Genomic DNA, 24,876 nt, shown 5'->3' with positions numbered 1-24,876 from the left:
CTTGACCGTTTTAGAAGATCAAACGGCGGACTTTGCTCACTACCTGACCGTGGAGCAGGGATTAGCTACTAATTCGGTCACGAGCTATACCCAAGAGCTACACAACTTTATCCAGTATCTGACGGGTAAGGGCGTCACGGATTTTAAGCAGGTGGACCGACTTCAGCTGATGGCTTACCTAAGTGAGCTGACCGCGGTGGGAAAGTCGCGCAATTCGGTGATTCATGCCGTTTCTGCTCTACGGAAGTTTTATCGTTACTTGGTACAGACACATCAGCTAACAGTCAATCCCATGGCAAACATTGCGGCACCTAAGCATGCAGAACACCTCCCTGCTGTTTTGACGGTTGCGGAAGTGGATCGCTTACTCGCAACACCGGATACGACCAACAAGTATGGTCTCAGAGATCGCGCCATTTTAGAAGTGATGTACGCAACGGGATTACGGGTCAGTGAACTGGTCCACCTTAAACTAGCAGACCTGCACTTGGAGATGGGCTTGATCCAGACGCTGGGTAAGGGTGATAAAGAACGTATCATTCCAATTGGTGACGTCGCTACCGACTGGATCAACCAGTATCTGCAGACGAGTCGGCCAGTTTTATTGAAACAACGGACGAGCCCGTATCTATTCCTGAATGGTCATGGCGGTGGATTGAGTCGCCAAGCGATTTGGCAAAAAATCAAAAAGTACGTGGCATTGACCGGCATTCAAAAGGATGTGACGCCGCATACGCTGCGACACTCATTTGCGACCCACATTTTAGAGAATGGGGCCGACTTGCGGGTGGTGCAGGAACTCTTGGGACACGCCGATATTACCACAACACAAATTTACACGCATATTTCAAAGAAACGCTTAAAAAATGTTTATGATCAGTACCATCCTCGTGCCTAGAGTGGGTTAAGGGGATGGTGAACGGAGGCAGACGCATGTTATTAAAATACCGATCAGATTATCAAAAGATCGCGATGGGCTTGTTGAGCCTACTTCCGAGCTTCAAAGACTGGGATCGGCTTCAACGTGAGCTGGCCTGGTATCAGGGCGGGGAAGATCGGACCCTGTACCTATGGAAGGATGAACACGATGATTTCGCTGGTGCAGTAGGGACTGAGACCCAGGGTGATTACTTAATCGTTCGGTTGATTACGTTGATGCCAGACAAGCAGTCGCCCTTGAACAATTGGCGGATGCTGGACCAACTGGCCACGGCGGCGTCTAAGAAACGGTTGATGGGCACCTTAAATACGGCGAAAACGATTGCGGACTGGGAGTATCATCATGGACAAGAACAAAACAACGACTGATGGCCAACCGCTGATTCAGGTCAGTGATTTTGAAGGTCCTTTGGATCTGTTGCTACACTTGATTAAAACAAATGAAATGGATATCTATGACATTCGGATCACGACGATCACGAGCCAGTACCTGACGTATCTGCATCAGATGCAGACGTTACGGCTGGATGTTGCCGGCGAATATTTCGTGATGGCGGCAACGCTCATGGCGATCAAGGCAAAACTGCTATTACCTAAACCCCAGACGGTTGAACCACAAGACGATACTGAAATGGGTGATCCCCGAGAAGAACTTGTCAATCAACTTTTGGAATACCAACGTTATAAGCAGGCTGCTCAGGCCTTAAAGGCGTTGGCGGTTGCGCGCCAGCATCACTTTACGCGTCCGGCTATGGCGGTTCCAGAGGACGCAACGCTGACTGTGGCTCCGGGCCTGCAGACCAGTGACTTGCAGGCGGCGCTGGTCCGGCTAATGCAACAAACGACCCGGGCAAAACCCGTGACACAGAGTATTCAGGAAGAGCATTTTACGATCAAAGATCAGATGGCGACGGTGCTAGTTCGTTTGGAACATACCCACGGGCCAATCGCCTTTGATCATTTATTGGGACATGTTCCTGTTATGGAGGAAGTCGTCACGACCTTTCTCGCTGTCCTAGAGCTTGCTCGTCAACGACAGGTAGCTTTGACTCAAGTGAGCCGCTTGTTACCGTTACAGGTCAATTTTTTAAAGTTGAAAGGAAGGTATGCCACCGATGTCACCTCTAGCACAGATTGAAAGTTTATTGTTCGTGAGTGGAGATGAGGGCATCACCGTGGCAGATCTAGCTGCAGCGACGGGGTTACTGCGACCGGCGATCCTGGCGACGCTGGAACGGTTGGCACAAAAGTACGCAACCGATTCCGACTCGGCTCTCGAACTGATGGTCAACGATACGACTTACCGGCTAGTCACCAAGGCGGCGGCGGGGGAAGTAATCAAGCATTATTTTGAGAACCCGCTGAGTACCAGTCTATCGCCAGCATCCTTAGAAGTGCTGGCAATCATTGCTTATCGGCAGCCCATCACCCGAATTGAAGTTGATGAGATTCGCGGTGTTCAGAGTTCATCGACAGTCCAAAAGCTTGTTTTGCGGCGGTTGATCGAAGCCACGGGACGTTTAGATGAGCCTGGTCGGCCAAAAGTTTATCGAACCAGCGATTATTTTTTAGATTACTTTGGTTTAAAACAGCTCAGTAATTTGCCACCCTTGCCTGCCGCCGCAACAACTAGTGAGGCGTCCAGTGATGGGGGCGACTTGTTCTTACAGGCGTTCAACCAGCAACTTAACCAATCAGAATCAGGAGATGAATCTTAAAAATGGAACGTTTACAAAAAGTTTTAGCCCACGATGGGGTCGCTTCACGGCGACAATCAGAAAAGCTGATCATGAGTGGCCGTGTGAAGGTCAATGGCACTGTCGTCACTGAATTAGGGACCAAGGTGGGCGTGCACGACCAAATCATGGTCGATGGTGTTCAGGTGACCAGTGAAGCACCAACCTACGTGTTACTGTATAAGCCGCGGGGGGTTATTTCTACGGCCAATGATGAGAAGGGTCGAAAGACGGTAGTTGATCTGGTCGCTGAAGTGAGCCAACGCATCTATCCAGTTGGTCGTTTGGACTATGACACGTCGGGCCTACTCTTACTGACAAATGATGGCGAACTGGCTAACCGCTTGACCCATCCTAAATATGAAGTGGAAAAGACTTATGTGGCGCGGGTCAAAGGAATTCCTAACAATGATGCCATGCGGAAATTACGGCAAGGAATTACTGTTGATGGGGAAACTTACGCACCGGCTAAGTCTAAAGTGCTAAGTCACGATGACAAACGTAAGACGGCAATCATCGAGGTCATTATTCACGAAGGTAAGAATCATCAGGTCAAGAAGATGCTAGAGGCCGTGGGGTATCCGGTTGAGAAGCTTAAGCGTGAGCAGTACGGCTTCTTAACTTTGAAGGGATTAAACGCTGGTGAAGCGCGAAACTTAAAGCCTGAAGAAGTTAAGGAACTTAAACGTCTGACGGGGTTGGCCTAAGCTAAGCGGTTGACACGGTTCGGGAATGTTAGTATATTTAACATGTAATAAAATTTAGGTCCATCTTCAAGGCAGGGTGTAATTCCCGACCGGCGGTAAAGTCCGCAACCCGTGAGAACGGTTGATTCGGTGAAACTCCGAAACCGACAGTATAGTCTGGTATGCAGAAGATGAGATGTTGCTTTTTGCGTAGGTGTTCTTTTAAAGTGCGTAAATTCCAAGGTCTTGCCCTTCTGTGGCGAGGCCTTTTTTCATGGGGCCGCGCTACGTGAGATGGCCGCAAGGAGGAACAGTGTTATGGAAAATAGTCGACGTGGGTTAAGTGTACGAGCAATGGTCGAGATGGCGTTATTTGCGGGGGTGGCATACGTCTTAATGTTTGTCTCGCTGCCCATTATTCCGATTGTGCCCTATATGAAGCTCGATCTGAGTGATTTGGTAGTCTTACTGGGGATGAGTTTGTTTGGCCCAGCGGGGGCGGTCTTGATTGCGGCCGTAAAAGAGTTGCTGTACTTTGTTACGACCGGTTTAGACATTGTCAACTTCATTGGGGTCTTAACGGCGTTTATTGCCGACCTTGCGTTGGTCTTGCCAATCAGTGCGGTTTTGAAACATCGGCACACCCCAACACTGAAACGGCAGATTATCGCTGTTATTGTGGGGACGTTGACGTTGACCTTAGTCCTGTCCCTAGCCAACTGGTGGGTGATTACTCCCTTATACTTAAAGGTATGGGGGATGTCCCTAGGCTTACCCGTTAATAAGCTTATCTTGTTGGGGGTGATTCCATTTAACCTAATCAAGGGCATCGTGTTGGGCATTCTATTTATTCTGTTGAGTCGGCGGATGGCACCATGGCTGTCTAAGCATACGCTGTCATAAGGCAGAAAATTTTTAAATGCTAAAAGGTGGGGCTGACGAGTCGTTGGCCCCTTTTGTGTATGGTAAACTAGGAACAGACTTTACAAGGAGGGGTGTAGATGGAGGCAATGGATCTTTTGCAGGTGTTGGATCACCAGCAACCCCGGCGACTACGGGTCATTGAAAATCTCCTACGGGGACGGCGAACCGTTTCGACATTGTATTGGGGTCAACGTTACCATCTCTTGCCCCTGCTGGATGCGGATAAACACCTAGACCGAGGTGCGTTAACGGTACCGGCACAGCAATTGGTCGCCGCCAATCTCGTGACCCTGGATAGTGAAGAAGACCAGCTGTTACTCACACCAGCCGGTCAGCAGCGTCAGAGTCAGGTAGCGACTTACTATCGCCCACAGACGAGTGGGGATTGGCTCAGCCTAGATTTGGGGGCGGTACGACAACGCACCCTACTGGCAGTTCAGGTCACGTCACAATACGCACATTCAACCAGTCGCTATTACCCCTTGACGACGGATCTGGCGACACGGCGGATCATTCGGCAATGGTTTCATCGATTAAAGGGTCCACAACTGGCGGAAACACTGTCAGTAGCCTTGATTCAAAGCCTACAACAGTTACCGGTGCAGACGGCGGAGGCCATGACGGACCTGCTGACGGGATATCAACATCCCGGTTTGACCGTTGATCAAGTGGCTAGTAAACAACAGCAGACGGCTTGGGAAATTCGTTTGCGGCAACGAGACGGCCTTACCCAAATTGCCCGGGATGCACGGCGGGCTGACCATCCATTTCATAGCTTGTTGCAGTCCCTGTGGCGCTCGCCAGTGACGCGCAGTGCGCAGGCAACCTTGTATGCGGTGGAACAAGGTGGTAGCTTAGAGCAGGTTGCAGCGCAACGACATGTGAAGACCAATACGGTGAAGGAACATCTTCTAGAGGCGGCCATTCTGTCACCAGTGGCGGTCTTTCCTTATGATCAGTTATTACCTGAATCTGTTCGGGCAGACTTTGCGACCGTTTTGAACGCAGATATCGATTCTTGGCAGTTTGCGCAGTTGCCGGAAGCCTTACGGGCGCGGTATGATTTCTTTTATTTTCGACTTTATGCGATTTGGCGAGGACGGGGGATGATGGCTGATGGAACCACTCACAACTAGCTTGCAGCATGTGTTTGGGTTCAATACCTTTCGAACGGGTCAGGCTGCGGCGTTGACAGCGTTGGAACAAGGGAAAGATACCCTCGCCATTCTACCGACGGGGGCTGGGAAAACATTGATCTATCAGTTGTACGGTTACCGCCATCCCGGCTGTGTCCTAGTGATTTCACCGCTACTTTCCTTGATGAATGATCAGGTCGATCGGATGCGAATCAATGGTTTCCGGCGTTCAGCTGCCATTACGTCGCTGACGAGCTACGCAGAACGGCAGGAGATTCTACGTCACTTAGGGGATTACCAATTTTTGTTCTTGTCGCCAGAGATGCTGGCACAACCGCAGATGCTGGCACAGATTCAACGGTTACAACTCAGCTTGTTGGTAATTGATGAGGCGCACTGTATCGTGCAGTGGGGACCGGATTTTCGGCCAGAGTATCTGTTGCTGGGGGCGATTCGGACAAAGCTGCAACAGCCACTAACACTGATGCTGACGGCGACTGCGGGAGAAACGACACGACAGGAAATAGCGAAACAGCTCCGAACAAGACCGGAGATCGTTTCCGAGTCGGTGAATCGGCCCAATATTTTTTTAGATGTAGAAAATGTGGCTGACGAGCTGGAGAAACAGGCCCGGCTAAAACGCTTGATCAATCAGTTACAGCGACCAGGAGTCGTGTATTTTTCTAGCAAGCAGCAGGCAACGGATACGGCATTATGGTTGCATCAGGAGACGGGCATACGAGCGGCGGCCTATCATGCCGGTCTGGCTAGTGAAGATCGCTTTAAGATTCAGCAGCAATTTATGATGGGACAGTTGGATGTCATTTGTGCGACCAGTGCATTTGGAATGGGGATTGACAAAAACAATGTGCGTTACGTGATTCACTATCATCTACCCGCTGACCTAGAGAGCTATGCACAAGAAATTGGTCGAGCGGGTAGAGATGGTAAGCCCAGTGTGGCGATATTACTCTATGCACCTGGAGATGAACAATTACCATTGGCTTTAGGACAGTCTAATCGGCCGGATGATGAGACGATTCAACGCTACTATGCGCGTCCACAACAATTTTCTGAGGATGATCCGGTGATTCAGTTATTGGCATTTTATCGGCAACACGGTATCAGTCAAGTTGCAGTGACACAGATGTTTACAGGCCGTGAACGGGAACGTAACCGAGCTTTGGCCCAAATGATGGCGTATGCCCGCGAAAATCATTGCTTGCGGGAACGTTGGCTAGCTGCCTTTGATGAGCAGAGTCCGGAACACGTGGCGACGTGTTGCTCACCGGGGAATACACCTTTAGATTTAAGTGCATTGGGACTGATACGCCAGCAGTCAGCAGTGACCGTGGCTCCTGAGCGTGAGGACTGGGTCGTACGACTACGACGCTTATTTTAAACAGCTTATTAGGTTGAAACATTAATTTAGTTGGCTAGCAACTCAAAAAAGCCTTTCATAGCCATATCTTAAAGAAATATGGGTATCGCAAAATCTGTAATAATGATACAATTACAGTCGAAGATTTTTCAGGGAGGTTAGATGATGAGTCAAAAGCGTGACGATCAAACGTCGAAGGAGCAAGAATCCCATCCTTGGGATCAATCGTTTGCCGATGATCGAGACGATCAGGGAAACCTGTCGCGAACGAAAATGCGGCGACAAAATCATAGCAATACTATGGTGACGGTTATTTTAGTTGCCATTATCGTTGTGATTGCGGCGGCCTCGTTGGTCTACGGTCTGGCACGCCAGAGCGCAGTTAACCGGCCTCAAAACACAGAAAATGTGGCGGCAGGTTCATCGAGTTCTTCAGACAAGGATAAGGCAGCTAAGAGTTCTAAAAGTAGTAAAGCGGCCAAGACGTCGACAAAGTCCAGTAGCAAAAAGAAATCAACAACATCAACCACAACTGCTAGTTCGGCTTCGAGCGCTAGCAGTTCTTCTGCTACCACCGATGAGTCAACAACGTCTCAGTCAAGTAGCTCAAGCAGTTCTGTATCAGGTGCTAAGTACGCAACGGTTGAATCGGGCCAGGGCGTCTATCGGGTCGCAACTAATGCGGGTATCTCTGTGCAGAAGTTATTGGAATTAAACGGGCTTTCTTCCGGGTCATCACTACAACCAGGACAGAGATTACGAGTTCGTTAAACTTTATTTGATAAGGGGTTTGGCTTTATGGAGAAACAAGGGTTACAAGTCGCGATTGACGGCCCCGCATCGGCCGGCAAGAGTACAGTCGCTAAGATCGTTGCACAACGGTTCCACTATATTTATTGTGACACCGGTGCCATGTACCGAGCAATTACCTGGAAAGTCTTACAGGCCGGTGTGGCCTTGGATGACGAACCAGCTGTTAAGCAACTGCTGGATCAGATCACGATTCGTTTTGAACCGGGAACACCGGTACAGAAGGTATTTGTTGATGATACAGAAGTGACCTTAGCGATTCGGCAACCAGATGTGACAAATTCGGTGTCAGCCGTTTCAGCATTACCGTCGATTCGACAGGAACTGACCGAACGGCAACGACAAATTGCCGAGGCCGGTGGAATCGTGATGGATGGTCGTGATATTGGCTCGACCGTGTTACCACGTGCCCAAGTCAAAATCTTCTTGGTTGCCAGTGTAGACGAGCGGGCGCAACGTCGTTTGAAGGACAATGCCGCTAAGGGCATCGACACGCCGTTGGCAACGTTGAAGCACGAAATTGAGGAACGTGATCGAAAAGATTCGACCCGAAAGGTTTCTCCATTGACGCAAGCGGCCGATGCGATTCGCTTAGATACAACGTCTATGAGCATCGAACAGGTGGCTGATAAAATCGCTGAAACCATTCAGGAAAAAGAATCCCTATAGAAATGGGCTTTTTACTAGCTTTTACGGACACAATCGGCTAGAATAGTATATAGAGTTGTCGCAAGGAGGAAAAATTCGCATGAGTGAAAATGGCACGAGTCAAAACAATGAAAATAACGATCTGTTAGATGCTTTAAACAGCATCGACACCGTTAAGGTTGGTGACGTTGTTAAGGGTGAAGTCTTAGCAATCGATGATGACCAACAAGCAATCGTTGGTATTGCTGATACTGGCGTTGAAGGGGTTGTTCCAAAGAAGGAACTTTCCACGAAACCAGTAGATGATATTAATTCCGTAATTAAAGTCGGGGACGTTATGGACCTCGTCGTAATTTCTCGCATTGGTACCGATAAGGAAGGTGGCAGTTACTTACTGTCACAACGTCGTTTGGAAGCCCGTAAGGTTTGGGACGACATCCAAAAGGAATTCGAAGCAGGTCATACGTTAACTGCCCCTGTTACCCAAGTGGTTAAGGGTGGGTTAGTCGTTGATGCCGGTGTGCGTGGATTCGTTCCTGCATCCATGGTATCTGACCACTTCGTTGAAGATCTTTCTCAATTCAAGGGTCAGACGCTTGAATTCAAGATCGTTGAAATCGAACCTAGCGAAAACCGTCTGATTTTGTCTCACCGTGCCCTCGTTGAAAAAGAACGTGCTGCACAAAAGGCTGAAATCATGGCTAAGTTAACTGCTGGCGATATTGTCGAAGGTAAAGTTGCTCGTTTGACTAACTTTGGTGCCTTCGTTGATCTTGGTGGTGTTGATGGTTTGGTCCACGTTTCAGAAATCGCCTTCGAACGGGTTGAAAAGCCTAGTGATGTCTTGAAGGTGGGTCAAGAAGTTAAGGTTAAGGTCTTGTCTGTAGACCCAGACCGTGACCGAATCTCTCTTTCCATCAAGCAAACCTTACCAGAACCTTGGGACGGTATTGAAGACAAAGCTCCTCAAGGCAGTGTCTTAGATGGGACAGTTAAGCGTCTGACTAGCTTCGGTGCCTTTGTGGAAGTCTTCCCTGGTGTTGAAGGTTTAGTTCACATTTCCCAGATTTCTCATCAACACATTGCAACGCCTGCTGACGTTTTGAAGGTTGGTCAAGAAATCAAGGTTAAGGTCTTGGATGTTCGTCCTGACGACCACCGGTTAGCATTGTCCATCAAGGCCTTGGAAGAAAAGCCACAATCTGGTGACGAAGCTTCTGAAAGCCACAGTAACAGTAATAACAACCGGAGCCGGAGCAACAATGGCGGTAACAACAACCGTCGTCGTAACAACCGGAATTCTGCTGAAACTTCAACGGCTAACGCCCCAGAAGAAAGTACCGGTTTCTCTTTAGGTGACCTCATTGGAGACAGCTTGAAGAAAGATATGGAAGATAACGAAAACAACTAATACGTTTGGTTGAAGAGGGTTTAGAGCGGAACTTTGTTGGTTTCGTTCTGAACCCTTTTGATGTCAACAGACGTTTTGCTTAAAAGTTAAAGGAGGGATTTGTAGTGGCATTTCCAGTAGTTGCCATTGTCGGCCGACCTAACGTTGGGAAATCGACCCTGTTCAACCGGATCGCCGGCGAACGGATCTCCATCGTGGAAGATACCCCGGGAGTTACCCGGGACCGAATTTATACCCGTGCCGAATGGTTGGGAACTGAATTTCGGATGATTGATACCGGGGGAATTGACCTCGGTGACGAACCATTTTTGACGCAAATTACGCAACAGGCCGAAATTGCGATTGAAGAGGCCGACGTTATTGTCTTCATCGTTAGTGCGCCCGAGGGTGTTACCGATGCCGACGAAAAGGTTGCCAAGATTTTATACCGTGCTGACAAGCCAGTCTTACTGGCCGTGAACAAGGCCGACAATCCAGACGTCAGAGAGTCTATCTATGACTTCTATTCGCTCGGTTTTGGTGATCCCTATCCAGTTTCTGGGGTTCATGGCTTAGGCTTAGGTGACTTATTAGACGCCGTCGTCAAGGAATTTCCTGACGATGATGGTGCCCCTAAAGATGACACGATTCGTTTCAGTCTGATTGGTCGCCCAAATGTTGGGAAGTCTTCGTTGGTTAATGCCATTCTTGGTGAAGACCGCGTGATTGTTTCCAATATTGCCGGTACTACCCGTGATGCTGTCGATACTAAATTCACAGCAGACGATACGAAGTTTACGATGGTTGATACGGCCGGAATTCGTAAACGGGGTAAGGTCTACGAAAATACGGAACGTTATAGTGTTATGCGTGCGATGCGAGCCATTGATGACTCGGACGTCGTCTTGGTTGTCTTGAATGCCGAAGAAGGAATTCGGGAACAAGATAAACGAGTCGCTGGCTATGCCCACGAGGCTGGTCGGGGAATCATTATCTTGGTGAACAAGTGGGATACCTTGAAGAAGGATAACCACACGTTGACGGACTTCCAAAATCTGATTCGACTGGAGTTCCAATACCTGAGTTACGCGCCAATCATCTTCGTGTCGGCGAAAACGGGCCAACGGTTGGAACAATTGCCTGAGATGATCAAGCGGGTATCTGAGAACCATAACAAGCGGGTACAATCTGCAACCTTAAACGACGTCATCATGGACGCGATTGCACTGAACCCAACGCCATCCGATAATGGAAAACGGCTGCGTGTTTACTACGCGACTCAAGTGGCCGTGGCACCACCAACCTTCGTCGTTTTTGTCAACGATCCGAAGATGATGCACTTCTCTTACGAACGTTTCTTGGAGAACCAAATTCGAGAACACTTTGATTTTGAGGGAACACCAATTCATTTGATTGAGCGTGCACGAAAGTAATTTAGGTGCGTGAGACCAGCTTTGAGACCGATTTTAGGTGTTTTTTCGCTAAAATTGACGATTCTTTCAGGATAATTGCTAAAAAGTACCGTTATCCCTTGTCATATAAGGCTTCCTGTGCTATCTTTGATAAAGAAATGATGCGGTTGACCGTATTTGTTTCATCATTTTTGGACCACTCAAAAATGATCACTAGATGGCATTCATCTAATCTTCTGTTCAGGAGGTGAATTCAAACATGGCAAACAAAGCACAATTGGTTAGCGACGTTGCAACTGCAACTGGTTTAACTAAAAAGGACGCAACGGCTGCAGTTGATGCAGTCTTCGATTCTGTCCAAGCAACGTTAGCTAAAGGCGAAAAGGTTCAACTGATCGGCTTTGGTAACTTTGAAGTACGTGAACGTGCAGCTCGTAAGGGCCGTAACCCACAAACTGGACAAGAAATCCAAATTCCTGCAAGCAAAGTACCTGCATTCAAGCCAGGTAAAGCTTTAAAGGATGCTGTTAAATAAGCAATTATTTAACGCGAAAAGAGCCAGTACGGTATAATGCCGGGCTGGCTTTTTGTTACCTTCTTAACTGATGTCTGAAGGTTGAAAGTCAAAATGCTTATTCTACTCTTGCAACCGTAGGAATTGTCACCGCTAAATTAGTGGTACTGGTCGCACTCCGGCTGCCAGGGATTCCGCCGGCTGTGGGGAACGCTTCCAGCCAAAGGACGGGCTTCCGGCTCGCCTGAAAGCCGCCAAGTTCGGTCGTCTCCCAGGTCGTCCCACGATGTAAGCCGGAAAGACGCCGACTAACATCGTCGACACGGCTAGCTGCATCCCTGGCCTCCTCCGGTTTTGATTGTGCGCGTCAAGTCCAATCACTGAATCCCAAGTGGCTGGTAAAGTCTAAGCATAATTCAGCAGTGGTCCTAGCGGCATGATCCATGTTGCCTCAGACCAACTACGTCGGCCGAGAGGTCGGCAGATATGGGCTCAGGCGCGCACCGATCCAGCCCATATCTGCCGGCCGGTAAGGCGATGGTTGGACAACGTTGCCTAATTTTAGTCCCGTATCGTTGCAACAACAGTCATGATTGGCATTTCAGATCTTTCAACCCTTAGCTGATGTCTAAAGACATGTCCCCACGACGGCTGTCGTGCCACCGGTTCACACTACCCGTCTTTGAATTCAAGTGGGACAATTCATGATGAGTAGTTAAAAATAAGTCAAAATAGCAGTATTTAGACTAAAAATCTTGTAAACTGGAATGGTTGCGCAATAAGTCGTAATTAAAAATTGACCGTAAGTAGCATGTAGTGGCCAGTTGTACTCGGAAAATTATAATTGGAGGCGGGTTATGAGTTACGCAGAAACGGCATTGGACCTATTAGAGAAAGGCCAACTTGAAGAATTTAAGAAGCAGTACGCCTTGTCTTTACGGCACGACGACGATGATACTTTGTTTAGTTTGGCCGAAGAACTGTACTCATTAGGTTTTTTGAATCAATCCCGGCGAATTTATGAAAAATTACTGAAGAAGTATCCAACTGAAGATGAATTAAGAACGAATTTAGCTGATATTGCCATTGACGAAGATAAAAATGATGAAGCACTGGAATATCTGAATGAGGTCAGTCCTGATTCGTCGGCATATGTCCAGGCACTGATGGTAGCGGCGGATCTCTATCAAACACAGGAGCTCTTTGAAGTCAGTGAACAGAAATTGCTGACGGCCAAGAAATTGGCCCCTGACGAGTCGGTCATCACGTTTGCCTTGGCTGAGCTCTACTTCACCATGCGTGAGTTTAGAAAGGCTATTCCGTTGTATTTAGAGCTGATTACGGCCGGTACTACAGAACTCTCACGGGTCAACTTGGTCGAACGCCTGGGTGTCGCTTATGCTAACGCGGGTCGCTTCGAACAGGCCATCGGTTATCTGAAACAGATTCATACTGGTGACATGACTCCGGATGTGAAGTTTGAAACGGCTTTTACCTACCTTCAGCTGAAGGATCGGCCGACGGCTATTCGCTTATTTGGCGAATTGAAGGACAGCGATGCCCATTATACATCCCTTTATCCTTATCTGGGTCAGGCTTTAGAAGAAGAAAATCGGTTAGCCGAGGCTCTGACGACCTTACAAGAAGGATTAGGCGTCGATCAGTACAATGAGAAGCTTTGGTTACAGGCAGCTCACGTGGCCACTAAGCTCGATGATGAGGATTTAGCAGAGAAGTACCTGAAGAAGGGACATGAGCTCGACAGCGACGATCTAGGGGCCGTTATTCAGCTCAGTAACTTATACGTCAAGCAGGAGCGTTGGGACGAAAACGAGGACTTAGTGAAGCCATACGTGAAGGCTGAGGACGCAGATCCACAACTCTACTGGAATCTGGCAGTGACCGCTGAGCATCAGGAAGCGTACGATTTAGCACGCAAGTATTACGACGCTGCTCAGCCATTCTTTATGGATCAGGCGGACTTTTTGAAGCCAGCCATTTACTTTTACCGTGAAGAAGGAGCGAGTGAGACCGTCGTAAAATTATTACAGGCCTATTTACAAGTAGTTCCTGACGATGCAGAAATGGCTTTAATGTTGGAAGGGTACCAGGACTAATAAAGGGCAGGAGCGACTCTCTATGGAGTGGCTCTTTTTATATAGTTTCAACACAAAAATTACTTTAACTTATGCCTACCAAAAAAAGCAACCGCCAACCCCGCGGTTGCAAACCCAGTCACTAACGCTTAAACTTTCCCCGCCATCCTTTTTTAGGAACAGCAAACGTAAATCCTTCACCAAGTGCTTCATTTACATTGATCACCGAGACAAATGCACGTGGATCATTGCGTTGAATAATCTGCCGTAAACGGTGAAGTTCACTTGGTGCTACAACCACATAGATCATTTTACGCTGCTGATGAGAGTAGCCGCCTTCACCGTCGATCAGGCTCACACCACGGCCTAATTCGTCCATGATACTGTCCGTAATTTCTTGATGGTGATCCGACACAACAATGATTCCCCGTGCAGCGTAGGCACCTTCCTGCGTAAAGTTGACAATTCGGGCGAAGATGTAGGAGTAGATCAGCGTATAGGCCATGTGTTGAATATCAATGTAGACCAGTGAGAATAGAAGAACGACCACGTCCAAATAGAGGAGTGTTCGACCCATTGGTACGCCACGGAAGCGTTCAAAAATTCGGGCGATAATATCCGTCCCACCGGTTGTGCCACCATACCGGTAGAGTAATCCAGAGCCGAATCCACCGATAACCCCGGCGCCCAACGCAGAAAGCAAAAGGTCGCGATGCAGCTGAATAACGATGGGCACTCGTTGCCAGATCCATAGGAATAGGGATAGCATAATCGTCCCATAAATCGTATAGATCAACGATTGCCGACCCAGAAAACGCCACCCAATTAGAATTAGGGGAACGTTGATCAAAATCGTTGAATAGGCGGGGTCAATACCAAATAAAGCCCGTAGAATCAACGTTACCCCTGAAATACCGCCATCCGCTAAATGATTGGCAATGTTAAAAAAAACCAGTCCAAAAGCAAACATGGCGCATCCAATTCCAATCATAACTAAATCTAGCACATGAATTGACTCATCCTTTTGTGTCATCTGCATCTCTCCCAACAAAAATACTCATTTTATGATAGCACAGCCAATGTAGAAACTGCTGAGAAACTGATTAGCGAATCGTGGTTTGAATTCAATTCTTGTGGGGAATCTGTTAGACTGGCATATAGAACCTTGTGTCCACTCATTAGTTGAGCGTGACTCGAGCACTGACAGAATTTAGCTGGCAGAAGGGTGAAGGATAATGAAGTTAGAACACTTACCAAATGAATTTGAGGCTGCACGACCGGTACTTCAGACCATCGAAGCGGCTGGATACGAGGCCTACTTTGTGGGTGGCAGTGTCCGCGATACCATCTTAGGGAAGACCATCCATGACGTTGATATTGCGACCAGTGCTTATCCCAACGAAATTAAAGGCCTGTTCAAGCGGACGGTCGATACGGGTATTGATCACGGTACCGTCATGATTCTCGATCATGGAACTGGCTATGAAACCACGACTTTTCGTTCCGAATCGACCTATACCGATTTTCGGCGTCCCGACCAGGTCACCTTCGTTCGTTCCTTACAAGAAGATTTAAAGCGCCGCGATTTCACGATTAATGCGTTGGCAATGCGTGAAGACGGCGAGATCATTGACCTCTTTGATGGCTTAACTGATCTTCAGAACCATCATATTCGGGCCGTGGGTGATCCTCAGGAGCGGTTTCACGAAGATGCATTACGGATGATGCGGGCCGTGCGTTTCGCCAGTCAACTCGACTTTGACATTATTCCCGAAACTGAAACGGCCATTGCTGATCATGCCCAATTGTTAGCTAAAATTGCCGTAGAACGGACGCAGGTGGAGTTACAAAAGCTATTCACCGGTAAAGCCCCACAACGCGGGCTAACGGTCTTTATGCGAACAGGCTTGTGGCAATACTGTCCCGATTTTGCGGCCCATGAAGACGACCTACAAGCCTTGAGCATGCAGTTACGTCAAGGGACTTCCAATGATACGGCAACCTGGACACTTCTGACGACAAAATTTGGTCTAGATTACGCAGGAATCACGCCATTTCTTAAGCACTGGAAGGCGGCTAATCAAATGATTACAGCCGTTCAGACCGCTAGTCGGTTGGCACAAACGTTACTGACCACTACGCCTAATACTTGGCAACTGTATCAATGCGGCGCTGATTTGACTCCCGTGGCCAATGAAGTCGCCTTTACCTTAGGCGCCCCTGACCGTGCTGCCGAGTTGACACAGCAGCTTTACGAGTTACCCATCCAGCAGAAGAAGGAACTCGCAGTTACGGGTAAAGACCTAATGCGAGCAGGCGTTCAGCCCGGACCACAACTTGGGGCTTTACTGGGTGATTTAGAATACCAGGTCGTTACGGGACAACTGCCAAATGAACAAGCAGCATTAGTCGCCTACGCAACGGTCTAATCGAATTTGAAATAAGAGAGTGAGACATTATGCAAACCTTACGCGCAGAAAATTTACACCGAACTTACGGTGAAAAAACACTATTTGATAATCTGAATTTTATTATCAATGAACACGACCGTATTGGGCTAATTGGGGTCAATGGGAGCGGGAAAACATCACTACTCAACACCCTAGCTGGCATCAGTACCGAACAGTCTGGAGAGATCAACACCCCTAAAGACTACACCATCGGTTACTTGACGCAAAAACCCGAACTGGATGAAAATCTGACCGTTATGGATGCCGTCTTTTCAGGCGATCAAAAGGTCTTCGTGACGATTCGCCGTTACGAGGCCGCCCTGGAAATCTATGGGAAGCACCCAGAAGACGCCAAGGCTCAGCAACGATATCTGGACGCCGAAGCGCAGATGAACGAAGAGGATGCCTGGACCGCCGAGAGTGACGTTAAAACAATTTTGACACAGCTGAAGATTACTGATCTGTCACAGTCCATCAAGACCATGTCCGGGGGACAAATCAAGCGGGTCGGCCTAGCACAAGTCCTGATTCAATCGCCAGATCTGCTACTGTTAGACGAACCGACCAACCACTTGGACTTTGACTCCATTGCCTGGCTTCAACAGTATCTAAGCTCTTATAAAGGGGCATTACTGATTGTGACCCATGACCGGTACTTCTTGGACCAAATTGCCAATCAAATTTGGGAATTGGACTTTGGCAAGCTTTATCAATATCCGGGTAATTATCAAGCCTATGTTCAAGAGAAGGCCGAACGCGTCACCCAAGAGGCCGAAGCCGACCAAAAGCAACAGCAGCTTTATAAAAAGGAATTAGCTTGGATGAAGGCAGGGGCCAAAGCCCGATCGACCAAGCAACAGGCTCGGATCAACCGGTTCAACGACATTGCCAGTAATGTAGGTACCCGTCAAGTCCAAAACAATGTGTCGATTTCACTGGGCCAACAGCGTCTAGGTAAAAAGGTTATCGAGCTAAAGGACGCAAGCCTTAAATTGGGCGATCACGTGATCCTGGACCATTTCAGCGACCTGATTCAAGGGAACGAACGCATTGGGATCAGTGGCGAAAACGGCGCTGGTAAATCGAGCCTACTAAATGTTATTGCCCAACGGTTACCGTTGGATTCCGGAATCGTCACGATTGGGGAAACGGTTAAGATAGCGTATTATACGCAACAAATCGAACCCATTCCAGAAGACAAACGGATGATCAGCTACCTTTCCGAAGTAGGTCAAAATGTGACTAACAACCAAGGAGATTCCGTCAGCGTGGCTGAATTGCTAGAACAATTTTTATTCCCACGATTCATGCATGGTACCTTGATTCGTAAGCTCTCCGGTGGTGAAAAACGACGCTTGTATCTATTGAAACTACTGATGGAACAACCCAATGTTTTATTGCTTGACGAACCGACTAACGATTTGGATATTGGAACGCTGACCGTCTTGGAAGATTATATTAGTCAATTTGCGGGTACCGTCATAACGGTATCCCATGATCGATACTTTCTGGATAAAGTGGCTGACCGGCTTCTTATCTTTACGGGGAACGGCAACATTGAGCGCTATTCCGGACAATTTAGCACATACCTCGATATGGCACAGCAGCAGGCCCACGCGGCAAAGAGTAAGCCTAAGGCGACAGAAAAACCGGTGCAGCCAGCCGCCGCCACACCTAAGAAAAAGGTTAAGCTGACTTATGCTGAACAAAAGGAATGGGACGGTATTGAAGGTGTCATCGACGACCTTGAAGATCAAAAATCCCAAGTCCAAACGGACATGAATGCCAATGGTGACAATTATGATAAGTTAGCTGACTTACAAGCCAAACTAGATGACCTTGACCATCAATTAGATGATAAAATGGCCCGGTGGGAATACCTGAGCGAATACGCCGAATAGGAGATGACGGGTGTGTTAGAAGATGCTTACCTTGATTTAGCAAAAACCGTTCTGACAACGGGACATCAAAAAACGGACCGTACTGGGACTGGAACGATTAGTTTATTTGGGTATCAAATGCGATTCAACCTACAAGAGGGTTTTCCCTTGCTGACAACGAAAAAAGTACCATTTGGACTTATCAAATCCGAACTATTGTGGTTCTTGCGTGGTGACACGAATATTCGTTTTCTGCTCCAACATCACAATCACATTTGGGACGAATGGGCTTTCCAACGATATATTGACAGTCCCGACTATCATGGGCCAGACATGACCGATTTTGGTCGCCGATCCTTGGTCGATGCCGAATTTAACGTCGCTTATCAGGCCGAAAAGAAAGCCTTTTGCAATCGAATCGTTAATGATCAGGCTTTCGGTGACCACTATGGTGATCTGGGCCTGGTTTATGGCAGCCAATGGCGCGCTTGGCAAGGCCACAATGGTGAAACCATTGATCAACTCCAAAACGTGATCGATACACTGAAAACCCATCCAGACTCTCGACGAATGATTGTTTCTGCTTGGAATCCGGCTGATGTTCCATCTATGGCCTTGCCGCCTTGCCACACGTTATTTCAATTCTACGTCAATGACGGTAAGCTGAGTTGTCAGCTCTACCAACGGAGCGCTGACATCTTCCTAGGCGTACCATTTAACATTGCGAGTTATGCGCTATTAACGTCGCTCATTGCTAAGGAAGTTGGCCTAGAAGTCGGAGATTTTGTCCATACACTAGGTGATGCCCACATTTACCTGAACCACATTGACCAAATTAAGACACAGCTGGCACGGACACCTCATGAGGCACCGCAGCTTTGGCTTAATCCAGATAAATCCAGCATTTTTGACTATGACATGCACGATATCAAGGTTACGGGTTACGATCCAGAACCAGCAATTAAGGCCCCTGTGGCTGTCTAGGAGGGAACACTGATGTTGATCTTTCTATGGGCCGAGAGTCAGGGACACGTGATTGGTTTGAATGGCCATCTTCCGTGGCATTTACCAGCGGATATGCATTTTTTCAAGACCGTCACAACTGGCAATACCATCATCGCCGGCTCCAAAACGTTTGCGTCGTTTCCACATGCCCTGCCTAATCGAAAAAACGTGGTTGTGACCCATCAGGCCGCAACAAATTTTCCAGCAGGCGTGACGGTGCTGAACTCATTTGACGCTGTTCGAGAGTATGCTATCCAACGGCCAAATGAGAAACTCTTCGTTGTGGGGGGCGCTCAACTCTTTGAGGGGTTGCAAGACGACGTAGACTTCCTTTACCGAACGACCATTGACGCCGGTTTTGACGGCGACACGTGGATGCCTGCTCTCGATTACAGTAAATTCCAGCGCATCAACTGGCAACCAGGTGTGCGCAACGAAAAGAACCCTTACGACTATGCATTTGAACAATTTCAACGGGTTGCACAGTAACTGATAGGTGAACTGATCTGAACAGTGGTTGCCACTAATTCATCTCGTTTTAACACCAAATTATTCACTACAAAAAGGCTCTGACATTGTCTGAAAATCAGATAACGTCAGAGCCTTTCATATGATATAAGCAGGAGATTGAAAGGTCTAAAATGCCCATCATGGCTGTTGTCACAACGATACTGAGGCAACATAGATCCATGCCGTTAGAGACGTTGTTGAATTATGTTTAAACTTTAGCAACCACCTTGGGATTCAGTGATTGGAATTGGCATGCACACTCAGAGCCGGAGGAGGTCAGGGACGCAGCTAGCCGTGTCGACAATATCAACTGGCATTCCCTCACAGCAAGCGGAGTCCCTGGCAGCCGGCGTGCGACCAGTACCGCAAATTTAGTGGTGACAATTCCCCCGGTCGCAAGAGTAAAGTAAATATTTTGACTTTCTTAATTTATAGACAGTAACTGTCAGGCATAGGAGATTTCACTAGAGGTACAGCTGTAACCCGCAGTAGGCAGAATCTCTGGCACCCACGGCACGACTCTTTGACATCAGCCCAATAGCTTAAGCATAAAACAAAATTGAGAAGTACATGAGCCCAGTCCCCAGCATGACGAACAGGTGCCAGATGACATGACCGAACGGAATACCCTTGAAGCTGTAAATCACAGCGCCCAAAGTGAAGGCGACCCCGCCACAAAAAAGTAAAGCAAAACCAACTGGGCCTAAACCGTTGTACAGGGGTTTAATCCCCATTAGGCACATCCAGCCCATGACCACGTAGATTACGGTCGATAATTTCTGATATTTACCCAACCAGATGGCCTTGTACACGATACCTAGAATGGCCATTGCCCAGATGATACCAAACATCGTCCAACCCAATGCACCACCAACGACTAATAGACTAAATGGCGTATAAGTTCCAGCAATCAATAAGTAGATGGCACAATGGTCGAATATTTGAAAAACATGACGACCACGGGTAAAGTACAAACTATGAAAAAGTGTGGACGCGAGGTAGAAAAGCACCAGAATGGCCCCATAGATGGCGAACGTGGTCATCCGCAAAGAACCACCCTTACCGTGTGCCTGCAATAATAAGATAACGAGACCCGCGATGCTCAGGGCGGCGCCAATTCCATGTGTTGCCGCATTTAAGACCTCATTGACAATTTGATAGGTGTGGCTACGTTCTTTTTCCAAACAAATCCCTCCTTATATTTTTGTAAATAACTTTTGCGAAAACCAGTGGGGGAGTTCCGAACAACTACTGAAAAAAATTGGCAACTCTGCTATACTATTACCGTATGTTTCATTACGCATATTGTAGCATAAACCAAAATCTCTGGTCAGAAAGAGTGGAATAGCATGGCTAAAATTAAAATTGTTACGGACTCATCTGCCGGCATTAGCGAGCAGGACATCCAAGACTACAACATTACCATTATTCCGTTGACGGTCATGATCGATGATACGATTTACGTTGAACGGGAATCCATTACAAATAAAGAGTTTATTGAAAAAATGAAAACGGCAAAGACGCTGCCTAAGACCAGTCAGCCACCGTTAGGATCATTTGTGGAGACCTTTGATAAATTAGGTGCAGATGGTAGCAGTGTAATCTGTTTCAACATGTTGGCCGCTATCAGTGGCACGGTTCATACCGCCGAACAGGCTGCAAAATTGTCCAAAACTGATGTGACGGTCGTGGACAGTCAAACGACCGACCAGGCCTTAGGATTCCAGGTTGTCGAGGCCGCCAAGTTGGCTACTACCGGTGCCACGAAAGATGAAATCGTTGCCCGAGCCGCTGCTGTCCGTGATCATACTAAGCTGTTCATGGGGATTGTGACCCTCGAAAATATTTTAAAGGGTGGTCGTCTCAGTCGTGCTGCTGGTATGCTAACGTCACTTTTGAACATTAAAATTGTTTTGCAGGTTACTGGTGGTGAACTGAAGATTCGGGCCAAGGGCCGGGGTATGAAGACCATCGACCGTTATTTTGACAAAGTTTATGAGCAAATCAAGCAAACGCCTGACATTGTCGCCATTGGGATTTCGCACGTCGAAGCCTTTGAATCTGTGGATAAGATTCAGGGACATCTTCACGAAATTTTACCAGACAAAGAAGTCTTAGTTAGAGAGACGGTTCCCATTATCGCTACCCACGGGGGACCCGGTGCTTTTGCTTTGATGTACTACACGGACCCAACTAAATAATAAATAATTCACTTAGGAAAAGGGGTGGCCACGTCACCGCTTTTTCTTTATCCCGAGGGGGGATTAAGATGAAATTTAAAAATATCAGTAAGATCATTGGGGTGACCTTACTACTCGTCGTGGTCGTTGTGGCTGCGCTGACGTATTGGCACCCTGGTGCGCGCACAACTTCAAACACGTCGTCCACGACCAATCACCGGAAGACCGTCCGTATTGTGGCTCTGGGTGATTCTTTGACGCAAGGTGTCGGTGACCAACAAAATGACGGTGGCTATACTGGGCGGCTAAAAACCATGATTCATCGTAAAGATCACGTGAAAGTTGTCATGCACAACTATGGCAAATCAGGTGACCGCAGCGATCAGATTGAAAAGCGACTACTCAACAGTAAGGACATGCAAAATCAGGTCAGCAAAGCGCAAGCCATCGTAATGACCGTTGGTGGAAATGATTTGTTGCAGACTTTGGAAAAGAACGTAACGATCAACAAGCAATCTCGCCTTGACGCGCAATTAGATACAGCAGAAACGGCCTATCAAACGAAGTTGCACCGCTTGTTGACCACCGTTCGGAGTTACAATGATCGTGCGCCGATTTATTTGTACTCCATTTACAATCCTATCTACGTCTACTTCGCCAACATTGACCAAATCACCAATGCCGTTGACGATTGGAATACAACGACGACCAAAACTGCTGCCAAGACGGATAATTTATACATGATTGACATTAATCGCGCTTTGTCCGTGGGTCAATTTAAGTCGGTAACCCAGCAGGCACGGTTGAAACGTCAATCACAAAAGTCAAATAACGGGAAATTATCCACTCAAAGTTTCCAAGAAATGGCTCTGGCTAGTGACAGTGAAAAAGAGCTCAACAATTACCTGTCATCGGTAGATCACTTCCATCCAAACGCTAAAGGGTATCGGCTTATGACTCGCTATGCATTCCAGCAGATGCAGGCCCACCAACAGTGGTTATTAAAGTAATTCAGAAGGAGGAACCGCAGTCATGCAACGACAAACAGAAAGCCCAGAACGGACACGTAACTGGTGGAAATGGGGCTTCATTGCCCTGGTCGCTGTCCTAGTGATCACAACCGTTACTGTGGGTGTCAAGGCCTTTTCACCAGTTAAAATCGATTCGACGGCCAAGGTCACGAAGAACACCACGAACCTTGATGTAACCTTGAATAAGGCTCAAGTCAACGCGCTCGCCGATTACTATGTGAATAAGTCACTCAAAAATTCAGCATTAAAATACAGCTTTCAAGTAACCAATCATGCGATGCTGACGGGATCGACACAAGTTTTGGGCGCCAACGTCAACTTTGTTTTACTCTTTAAGCCGACCGTGTTATCCTCGGGTGATGTTCAATTAAAGGCCCAAAAGCTGTCGATTGGCTCCTTGCCAGTTCCCGTTAGCTTCGTCATGAATTACATTGCCAAGAATTATCCGCTGCCAAAATGGGTCGCTATGGATACCAAGGCGGAGACGATGACACTCCATCTGACGGCCATCGGCAATGGTAACAAGCTATCGTACGCAGCTAAAGAGATCGACCTCTCCGGCGCTGGTAAATTTGTCTTTCAGGCCCGGATTCCTAAAAATTAAGGAGACCACTAATGCCCAAAACGTTTTATCAATTTTTAATGACGCAACGCAACACTGAAAGCTATGATCCCGTGGCAACATTTGCGAACAATGCCTTTCTAGATAGCTCCTTTCCGAAGCAAGAAACTCAGTTTGATCCGCTCTCTAAGTACCTCGAGGAGAATGCACCCTATTTACCGTCCATGACGATTTTTGACGATGCCTGGCAACTATACCTAGCAGCGCTCGCCTGATACTGAATCTTTTTTCAAGAGCCCTGTGTCATTAGGGGCTTTTTTTGTTGGATCGTTTTACATTCGCTCTAACAGTTCGTAAAAAGGTTAATGGTAAAGCAAAGAGGTAAACTCTGTTTAAGCTATAACATAGTCCAAAAGTGAATTTCAAAACATATTTACTAACAAAAAAACTACCAATGCGTTAAAAAATCAGCGCTTGGTAGTTTTTTGGGACCCTTAAGACATCTGTATTATTTGGAGCTCCAATTAAGGCTTCTGAATCGACTTTGTCAATGATTAATAATTCAAAGTACAGGTATTAGTGATTGTGGGTTATCTCGTTGGCCCGTTCAATCAGTGAAACAAACTGTAGGATGCTTTCAACTTGCTCATCGGTTAACCCCCCCATCTTAAAAGGTAAGTTATCTGACACACCTAATAAATAGTCCGCAGAAGTATCTAAAATAACACAAATTTTAGAGAAAGTTTCCAATGAAGGATACGATAAACCTTGCTCATAAGCGGAAATTGTCCCTTTGCTTACTTCTAGTCGCTGAGATAGATCAAGTTGGGTTAGACGTTTGGATTTACGAACAGCCTTTAGTCTTTCACCGAAGAAATCAGTATTCATATGTTCACCCTCGATACAGAATAGCAGAGGAGTGTACCAGAAATACCAGTATTAAGTAAATACTCTATTGACACTTTGAACGATTTTTACTAATATTAGCTGTATATAGTGTCAGTATTAATAGTATAACTCGAAAATTGCTAAGGAGATGATGTTTTGCTGAGGCATACTTTTTACCCGCGGAAAGATTTTTAACCAGTGTCACAATTGACCGCTAGTCAGCAACATTCCAGGTTTAAGCGATGTTGATAATGCGGCCAAAAAAGTGATAAGCACAAATATATTTTTATAGGAGTAAGCAAATGAGTACATTTAAAGACGCAAACAGGAAGTTTAAGAAAAATTGGCTAATTGGTGGTGTGATTGTTGCCATAATCATCATTGTCATTGCCGTCATTGCGCTTTCCCCCAAACACCTTGACGGTAAATATTCCCACACCACCACGCTACTGTTTGTCTCTTCAAAAGACACGATGGACTTTAAAGGTGACAAGGTCACGGAACTTGTAGATGGTAAAAAAACCAATTCCGGAACCTATAAGATTTCTGGAGATCAACTAACCATGACTATCAATGATTATCAGATGAAGGCAACGTTGAGTAAAGACAAAAAGTCGTTTGTAATTGATTCAGCAACCGGCGCAGCCAATATGGCAAAAGGCTTTAAATATACTAAAAGCACTAACTAAGTTTACTGG

Annotated in this window: 26 protein-coding genes and 1 riboswitch; of the genes, 23 read left to right on the top strand and 3 right to left on the bottom strand. The window is 47.1% G+C overall.

Annotation, left to right across the window (positions count from 1 at the left end; genetic code table 11):
- The first annotated feature begins 1 nt into the window (after position 1).
- From xerD to EKM89_RS03555, 14 genes are all read left to right on the top strand, one after another.
- Complete coding sequence (gene xerD / locus EKM89_RS03620; protein WP_125685798.1) at positions 2 to 898, top strand: site-specific tyrosine recombinase XerD; 897 nt, start codon at positions 2 to 4, stop codon at positions 896 to 898.
- A gap of 35 nt (positions 899 to 933) precedes the next feature.
- Entirely contained in the window at positions 934 to 1,308 is a 375-nt protein-coding gene (locus EKM89_RS03615) for an N-acetyltransferase (protein ID WP_125685797.1), read from the top strand.
- On the top strand, positions 1,283 to 2,077 hold the full coding sequence (locus EKM89_RS03610; protein WP_125685796.1) for a segregation and condensation protein A: 795 nt from the start codon (positions 1,283 to 1,285) through the stop codon (positions 2,075 to 2,077). Before EKM89_RS03615 ends, EKM89_RS03610 begins: the two co-directional genes overlap by 26 nt.
- Entirely contained in the window at positions 2,055 to 2,657 is a 603-nt protein-coding gene (gene scpB / locus EKM89_RS03605) for an SMC-Scp complex subunit ScpB (protein WP_125685795.1), read from the top strand. The genes EKM89_RS03610 and scpB overlap by 23 nt, the downstream gene beginning before the upstream one ends.
- A gap of 2 nt (positions 2,658 to 2,659) precedes the next feature.
- On the top strand, positions 2,660 to 3,382 hold the full coding sequence (locus EKM89_RS03600; RefSeq protein WP_125685794.1) for a pseudouridine synthase: 723 nt from the start codon (positions 2,660 to 2,662) through the stop codon (positions 3,380 to 3,382).
- A gap of 58 nt (positions 3,383 to 3,440) precedes the next feature.
- Positions 3,441 to 3,558, top strand: a riboswitch (FMN riboswitch).
- A 121-nt stretch (positions 3,559 to 3,679) separates the two neighbouring features.
- Positions 3,680 to 4,264: an ECF transporter S component gene (locus EKM89_RS03595; protein ID WP_125685793.1), complete on the top strand. Its 585-nt coding sequence runs from the start codon at positions 3,680 to 3,682 to the stop codon at positions 4,262 to 4,264.
- A gap of 98 nt (positions 4,265 to 4,362) precedes the next feature.
- Positions 4,363 to 5,421, top strand: coding sequence for a helix-turn-helix domain-containing protein (locus EKM89_RS03590; RefSeq protein WP_125685792.1), 1,059 nt, complete (start codon positions 4,363 to 4,365; stop codon positions 5,419 to 5,421).
- Positions 5,402 to 6,823 (top strand): RecQ family ATP-dependent DNA helicase, encoded by a 1,422-nt coding sequence (locus EKM89_RS03585; protein WP_125685791.1) that lies wholly within the window; start codon positions 5,402 to 5,404, stop codon positions 6,821 to 6,823. The genes EKM89_RS03590 and EKM89_RS03585 overlap by 20 nt, the downstream gene beginning before the upstream one ends.
- 144 nt (positions 6,824 to 6,967) lie before the next feature.
- Complete coding sequence (locus tag EKM89_RS03580; RefSeq protein WP_125685790.1) at positions 6,968 to 7,573, top strand: LysM peptidoglycan-binding domain-containing protein; 606 nt, start codon at positions 6,968 to 6,970, stop codon at positions 7,571 to 7,573.
- Between the two features lie 27 nt (positions 7,574 to 7,600).
- Positions 7,601 to 8,281: a (d)CMP kinase gene (gene cmk, locus EKM89_RS03575; RefSeq protein WP_125685789.1), complete on the top strand. Its 681-nt coding sequence runs from the start codon at positions 7,601 to 7,603 to the stop codon at positions 8,279 to 8,281.
- Positions 8,282 to 8,360: 79 nt separating this feature from the next.
- On the top strand, positions 8,361 to 9,671 hold the full coding sequence (gene rpsA / locus EKM89_RS03570; RefSeq protein ID WP_125685788.1) for a 30S ribosomal protein S1: 1,311 nt from the start codon (positions 8,361 to 8,363) through the stop codon (positions 9,669 to 9,671).
- 104 nt (positions 9,672 to 9,775) lie between these two features.
- Positions 9,776 to 11,083 carry a ribosome biogenesis GTPase Der gene (gene der / locus EKM89_RS03565; RefSeq protein ID WP_048735999.1) on the top strand — a complete coding sequence of 436 codons (1,308 nt, stop codon included), beginning with the start codon at positions 9,776 to 9,778 and terminating at the stop codon, positions 11,081 to 11,083.
- A gap of 226 nt (positions 11,084 to 11,309) precedes the next feature.
- Positions 11,310 to 11,597 (top strand): HU family DNA-binding protein, encoded by a 288-nt coding sequence (locus tag EKM89_RS03560; RefSeq protein ID WP_225421803.1) that lies wholly within the window; start codon positions 11,310 to 11,312, stop codon positions 11,595 to 11,597.
- Between the two features lie 803 nt (positions 11,598 to 12,400).
- Positions 12,401 to 13,693, top strand: a complete 1,293-nt coding sequence (locus EKM89_RS03555) for a tetratricopeptide repeat protein (RefSeq protein WP_449811248.1) — start codon at positions 12,401 to 12,403, stop codon at positions 13,691 to 13,693.
- A 121-nt stretch (positions 13,694 to 13,814) separates the two neighbouring features.
- Here EKM89_RS03555 and EKM89_RS03550 read toward each other — a convergent pair whose 3' ends face one another.
- Entirely contained in the window at positions 13,815 to 14,705 is an 891-nt protein-coding gene (locus EKM89_RS03550) for a YitT family protein (protein WP_125685786.1), read from the bottom strand.
- Positions 14,706 to 14,907: 202 nt separating this feature from the next.
- Here EKM89_RS03550 and EKM89_RS03545 point away from each other — a divergent pair, with 202 nt between their 5' ends.
- From EKM89_RS03545 to EKM89_RS03530, 4 genes are read left to right on the top strand one after another with little or no spacing between them, the layout of a single operon-like run.
- On the top strand, positions 14,908 to 16,101 hold the full coding sequence (locus EKM89_RS03545; RefSeq protein WP_125685785.1) for a CCA tRNA nucleotidyltransferase: 1,194 nt from the start codon (positions 14,908 to 14,910) through the stop codon (positions 16,099 to 16,101).
- Between the two features lie 29 nt (positions 16,102 to 16,130).
- Positions 16,131 to 18,023 carry an ABC-F family ATP-binding cassette domain-containing protein gene (locus tag EKM89_RS03540; RefSeq protein ID WP_125685784.1) on the top strand — a complete coding sequence of 631 codons (1,893 nt, stop codon included), beginning with the start codon at positions 16,131 to 16,133 and terminating at the stop codon, positions 18,021 to 18,023.
- 12 nt (positions 18,024 to 18,035) lie between these two features.
- Positions 18,036 to 18,986: a thymidylate synthase gene (locus EKM89_RS03535; protein ID WP_125685783.1), complete on the top strand. Its 951-nt coding sequence runs from the start codon at positions 18,036 to 18,038 to the stop codon at positions 18,984 to 18,986.
- Positions 18,987 to 18,998: 12 nt separating this feature from the next.
- Positions 18,999 to 19,496, top strand: a complete 498-nt coding sequence (locus EKM89_RS03530) for a dihydrofolate reductase (protein ID WP_125685782.1) — start codon at positions 18,999 to 19,001, stop codon at positions 19,494 to 19,496.
- A 563-nt stretch (positions 19,497 to 20,059) separates the two neighbouring features.
- Here EKM89_RS03530 and trhA read toward each other — a convergent pair.
- The gene (gene trhA, locus EKM89_RS03525) at positions 20,060 to 20,701 is read right to left on the bottom strand and encodes a PAQR family membrane homeostasis protein TrhA (RefSeq protein ID WP_125685781.1); all 642 of its coding nucleotides are present in this window, start codon (positions 20,699 to 20,701) and stop codon (positions 20,060 to 20,062) included.
- Positions 20,702 to 20,866: 165 nt separating this feature from the next.
- Here trhA and EKM89_RS03520 point away from each other — a divergent pair, with 165 nt between their 5' ends.
- The 4 genes from EKM89_RS03520 to EKM89_RS03505 all read left to right on the top strand — a co-directional run bounded on the left by EKM89_RS03520 (position 20,867) and on the right by EKM89_RS03505 (position 23,565).
- On the top strand, positions 20,867 to 21,718 hold the full coding sequence (locus EKM89_RS03520; protein WP_125685780.1) for a DegV family protein: 852 nt from the start codon (positions 20,867 to 20,869) through the stop codon (positions 21,716 to 21,718).
- A 68-nt stretch (positions 21,719 to 21,786) separates the two neighbouring features.
- Entirely contained in the window at positions 21,787 to 22,707 is a 921-nt protein-coding gene (locus tag EKM89_RS03515; protein WP_125685779.1) for a GDSL-type esterase/lipase family protein, read from the top strand.
- A gap of 22 nt (positions 22,708 to 22,729) precedes the next feature.
- A complete protein-coding gene (locus tag EKM89_RS03510) occupies positions 22,730 to 23,332 on the top strand; it encodes a YpmS family protein (protein ID WP_125685778.1) in 603 nt (200 codons plus the stop codon).
- A gap of 11 nt (positions 23,333 to 23,343) precedes the next feature.
- On the top strand, positions 23,344 to 23,565 hold the full coding sequence (locus EKM89_RS03505; RefSeq protein WP_048736010.1) for a YozE family protein: 222 nt from the start codon (positions 23,344 to 23,346) through the stop codon (positions 23,563 to 23,565).
- 301 nt (positions 23,566 to 23,866) lie between these two features.
- On the opposite strand, the gene EKM89_RS03500 is transcribed toward EKM89_RS03505, so the two are convergent.
- Positions 23,867 to 24,178 (bottom strand): helix-turn-helix domain-containing protein, encoded by a 312-nt coding sequence (locus EKM89_RS03500; protein WP_125685777.1) that lies wholly within the window; start codon positions 24,176 to 24,178, stop codon positions 23,867 to 23,869.
- Positions 24,179 to 24,480: 302 nt separating this feature from the next.
- Here EKM89_RS03500 and EKM89_RS03495 point away from each other — a divergent pair, with 302 nt between their 5' ends.
- Positions 24,481 to 24,867, top strand: a complete 387-nt coding sequence (locus EKM89_RS03495) for a hypothetical protein (RefSeq protein ID WP_125685776.1) — start codon at positions 24,481 to 24,483, stop codon at positions 24,865 to 24,867.
- Positions 24,868 to 24,876: the final 9 nt, after the last annotated feature.

The sequence above is a fragment of the Levilactobacillus fujinensis genome, assembly GCF_003946335.1.
In the GTDB taxonomy this organism is placed as follows: Bacteria; Bacillota; Bacilli; order Lactobacillales; family Lactobacillaceae; genus Levilactobacillus; species Levilactobacillus fujinensis.
The sequence above is the reverse complement of the archived record's forward strand: the minus strand, read 5'-3'. Positions and strand labels throughout refer to the sequence as shown.